Source organism: Citrobacter sedlakii NBRC 105722 (assembly GCF_000759835.1).
In the GTDB taxonomy this organism is placed as follows: Bacteria; Pseudomonadota; Gammaproteobacteria; order Enterobacterales; family Enterobacteriaceae; genus Citrobacter_A; species Citrobacter_A sedlakii.
Window position 1 is genome coordinate 1 of record NZ_BBNB01000025.1, and the last position, 4,425, is coordinate 4,425.

The 4,425-nt window shown below is 47.0% G+C and carries 5 protein-coding genes; all 5 read right to left on the reverse strand.

Annotated features, from left to right (window positions below):
- Window positions 1-428: contractile injection system protein, VgrG/Pvc8 family (locus CSE01S_RS21860; protein ID WP_042293167.1), on the reverse strand; the 428-nt coding region annotated here is incomplete at its 3' end.
- A 258-nt stretch (window positions 429-686) separates the two neighbouring features.
- Window positions 687-1,190 carry a hypothetical protein gene (locus CSE01S_RS23220; RefSeq protein WP_233422718.1) on the reverse strand — a complete coding sequence of 168 codons (504 nt, stop codon included), beginning with the start codon at window positions 1,188-1,190 and terminating at the stop codon, window positions 687-689.
- Window positions 1,191-1,297: 107 nt separating this feature from the next.
- A complete protein-coding gene (locus CSE01S_RS21870) occupies window positions 1,298-1,675 on the reverse strand; it encodes a lysozyme inhibitor LprI family protein (protein WP_042293170.1) in 378 nt (125 codons plus the stop codon).
- Window positions 1,672-4,017 (reverse strand): pesticin C-terminus-like muramidase, encoded by a 2,346-nt coding sequence (locus tag CSE01S_RS21875; RefSeq protein WP_042293172.1) that lies wholly within the window; start codon window positions 4,015-4,017, stop codon window positions 1,672-1,674. The genes CSE01S_RS21870 and CSE01S_RS21875 overlap by 4 nt, the downstream gene beginning before the upstream one ends.
- 9 nt (window positions 4,018-4,026) lie before the next feature.
- On the reverse strand, window positions 4,027-4,425 hold a 399-nt coding region (locus CSE01S_RS21880; RefSeq protein WP_148365457.1), incomplete at its 5' end, for a DUF2345 domain-containing protein.

A 4,425-nucleotide genomic window follows, 5' to 3' on the forward strand; every position in this document is an offset into this window, starting at 1 on the left:
AGTATCTTTTCAACCACTTCAATTACTGACTGGTTGAGGTAAATCTCGCTCCCCTTAGTAAAACCAAGAAGTGCAATGCGGGGAACCAGCGTCAGTGCATAACGGGTATCCTCACCGGACGTGGATATCCGGCGAAATGACTCCACCACCCCGTAAACCGTCCGGACCGGCAGCGCCGGGGTGCCGTCAAACACCGGAGTCTGGAAGGTAAATGACGCCGGTTTCAGCAGTAACGTGTCGCAGGCAATATCCGCCGAGGAGCAGGTGACCGCCACGTCATACCGCCAGGGCTGGCTGAGGGATTCCACCGCGCTGTAACGCAGAACATCCAGGAAATCGCTGCATTCATGCACATCAACACGGTAGCGTGACTGGCCGATCAGCTTTTCTGCCAGACTGAGTCCTTTATTCATCAGTGATCCGTTCATTGCATGCTCCTTCTGTCTGCCCGTTAAATGTCAGCACAATGTTCCTTCGTCAGGCGAAATATATTTCTTCAAATTTAATATTGGGTTTCTTCTGTAACTTTAATGCTGGTTCCCGTTGAATATTTATTAAAAGAAAAAGTCGTGTTCTCATTCCCCGATATTTATTACGCCCAAATATAGCCTGTCATGCATTACTATCAGTCAAAGATGCAGCCCAATAATATCGCTCCCACACACCTTCAATATCATTTTTAGGTTTTATTTTAAAGGGAAAAACAATTTCATTGTTTCTTTTTTGACCGATCGCTTCAAAAAAACAACCGGATGAAAATGCCACACCGCCTCATCCTTATTAAATGACCGCACCTTACTCATCCACTCCAAATCCGCCTGCCATTTCTCACAGTATTTCACTTCCAGCGAGTCCAGATCCTTATTAAACCCTTCCCAGCGGCCTGTTGAACGACCACCACACCACTCGCTGTGATGTTTCACCGCCAGACGGTTCACCACATTCTTCACCAGCGGATCACGGACTGCCATCGCCTGTCTGAGTTCCTCTGCCGAAACTTTCCCGTCACGATTGCTGTTCATCTCAGCCATCAGGTCACGATAAAATTGCGGCACCAGGCCGTACTGATAACGAGCCCCCTGCTCCGCTGACCTTATACCACCATTTTTGCAACCATCCGCAACAGGCGTTGCTGACTCCCGGGGAAGCAGCCATTGTGCACTCAGTCGCGCTGATGTCGCTGTAAACACAGGTTGTCCCGCATCATCCTGCCGGGTAAAGGGGGTTGTTACATCAAGGTTTCAGGGTAATAACATCTTTAACCAGATGGTGTTGCTATTACTGGATGTTTTATTATTTAGTTATTTATCTTTAAATATTTTATCCTTTCTTTTGTTTTATCTAATAAGCATTGAGTGTATATACTTGAAAAACCAGTGCCAGTCCTAGACTCATATGTTTCATAGTCACAACTGGCATCTCTCATTTTTATCCAAATTTGTTGGGATTTTTTCAGATAAATGTCGCGAGATTCTTTTTGCCCATAAAAATCCGCTCCCTCCCTTTTATACTGTTGCATTTGAATTTTGTATATTGAGTTCAGTTCATTATCCGCTTTTAGATAATTTTCGTTCACTTTGTTAAAATTATCCTGCTCGTCACTAGTTTCCGCATGAGAAGGAGTCAGTATGAGATTTATTAATAATATACTGATATTTAATATAAATTTCATCATAGATAACCTTTTCTTGCATTAAATCTTTCTTGTGGGACCCCAAAAGCAGTTCGCCAGTGAGTATTGGAGATATTATTTATAAAGGCTTGCTTATTTTCATTCAAATCCTTAATAAAATAACGTCTTGTTCTAGGAGAATTATCTCCTCTAAATGTTAAGTCAACCAGAACATCTTGAATTTTTTGTTCAAAAGAATCGAGATCTGCTGTAATTCTTATGCCGTCAATGTCTACACCATTGGCAAGGACTCGTTTTGTCACCTCATATTGATGCTTGTATACTGCTTTAAAAAGAAAATGCTGTTGCTTTCGGGTAAGCAGTTGTTCATCTTTTGGTACTTTACTGTTTATTTCATTACAATATGCTAAAGCTGATGAGCCTTGTTTTCCTACGCTACCCAAGAGCCACTCTTTTAATGAGTCAGATAATGGTTTGGCATCTCTTTCTAATTCTAAAAAAAGACTATTTATATATGATTTCGATTGTTGCCCAAGATCTAAGCCTCGTCCAAATGTAACGCCAGAAATGCCAATAACAACACCATTATTATTTGGCACATGTGGACGTCTGGAGAAGTAGATACTATCAACTTTATCATTTCCCTCGGAATTAAATGTTAACTGTCCAAAAGGAACAGTAAGCCATCTTATATCCATTTCATCTGTAATATTTAACTCTGCTAAAAACACAACCGGATGAAAATGCCACACCGCCTCATCTTTATCAAAGGGCGGCACCTTACTCATCCACTCCAAATCCGCCTGCCATTTCTCACAGTATTTCACTTCCAGCGAGTCCAGATCCTTATAAAACCCTTCCCAGCGCCCCGTCGAACGGCCACCGCACCACTCGCTGTGATGTTTTACCACCAGACGGTTTACCACATTCTTCACCAGCGGATCACGTACTGCCAGCGCCTGCCTGATTTCCTCTGCCGTCACTTTCCCGTCACGGTTGCTGTCCATCTCCGCCATCAGGTCGCGATAAAATTGGGGCGCCTGTCCATATTGCCAGGAGGCTCCCTGTTCTACTGAACGGCTTATCGCACCAAATGCCTGGGGAACCCAGCTTTCATACGGGCTGTTCATCACTTCACCGCCGCTGTCTTCCTCCAGCGCTTGAAACCCGAGTTTCAGCAGGTCGTACTGGCCCACTTCCTCCACGTCATTTTGCGGTAGCCAGCCGCTTCCGCTGACCTTATACCACCATTTTTGCAACTCATCCGCAACAGGCGTTGCTGACTCCCGGGGAAGCAGGCACTGTGCGCTCAGTCGCGCTGATGTCGCTGTAAACACAGGCTGTTCCGCATCATCCTGCCGGGTAAAGAGGGTTTTTCCCTTTGACGCCAGCACTGACCTTTTTTCACCTTTCACACACTCCGGATTGGCTAAAAATCCGGGCATGTTTGGATCCGTACTCAGCACTTCAAGATGCACAAACCATTCCTTGTCCACGAGTTGATTCCCCTCACCCGGGGATTCCGTACATCCCATAAACCCGACGGGCATTCCGGCGCTGACCTTCCATTCTTCCGTTCCTTCCGTCAGTTCCACAGAGTCAAAAAAACCTTTTTGTTTTGCCTTCTGCATCCATTCCGGCATCAGCCCCTGAATTTCACCATCCGGCTCCATCAGTTCCGGATCCAGCGTCACCCAGTACTGCTCTTTTCCCGGTATATTATTTTTCAGCAAACGCACCAGGCCAAAGGTCGTCAGGATTGCTTTGCCATTCTTCGTGACATAAAAACGCCCCGTCCGGGAAGAAACAACACGGTCACCTGCATTCAGCCTCTTTTTCGTTTTTGCCGGGGCAGGATATGTTCCTGCCTCACCCCGTTCCCCCTCCCCCTCCGGCAATCCGTTTTGCCCGTTTTTATATTGACGTAACAATATGCCGTTGTGACCGTCCCTGACTTTATAGCAGGGAGACTTCGGATAATCAGCAACCGGGGCCAGATGCATATACAGGCTGTAAAACTCCAGCCAGCTTTTTTCCTTTTGCGGATCGGGCTGGCACTGCGACTTCACCAGCACAAAGCTGGTGCTGTAACGCAGTTGCTGTCCACAGTACGGGGCTGTCAGGTACTCGTTGTTTAACCGGTACGCCATAATAGTACCGTCAGCCATAAACTGGAGGGGCACTGGCTCTCCGGTATTAACCGCATCCGGGTTCAGGGCTGAGAAGGGATTAGAAATATCACTGATATGAATTCCTCCATGCCACAGGCCATTCGCCCCCAGCAGCCAGGTTCCGTGGGATTCCCCGTCAATGAGCCGCATGATTTCATCCAGCGAGCGAAATTCTTTACCGTTGGTGTCCCTGAGGGGGTAACTGACTTTCATATTAGATCCTTACCGTGAAATCCGTCCACGCCGCTGCGGTGGAACAAGTTCCAGTGTGGATTTCCTGAATGTATCCGCGACACCCGTCATTGATGCTCCAGTACCGGGAACCTGGTAGCGCGCCACTTTCATCACCATCATCCCCTCTGAACCATGCTCAATCCCGTTTTCACTCAGCTTCAGATACGATCCTCCGCCGTTCAGCGTCAGCGTTTCCGGTGTGCTAATTGAAATCCCATCCTCACTGCTGGTTACCATCACCTGCTGCTTTGCCAGAAGCGCCATCGTGTTGTGCTGAGCCTGTATCTTGATGTCTCCCTGGTTGGCAACCAGCTTCGCCCCGTCTTTATGCACAAACAGACCGAGCGCTTTTTCTACCGTTACAGACAGATTTTTCATCGCACCGAT

What these genes read in the sequence shown, in the direction of transcription:
- CSE01S_RS21870 (WP_042293170.1), bottom strand. Translation starts at nt 1,675, where the DNA reads ATGATGAAATTTATATTAAATATCAGTATATTATTAATAAATCTCATA.
- CSE01S_RS21875 (WP_042293172.1), bottom strand. Translation starts at nt 4,017, where the DNA reads ATGAAAGTCAGTTACCCCCTCAGGGACACCAACGGTAAAGAATTTCGC.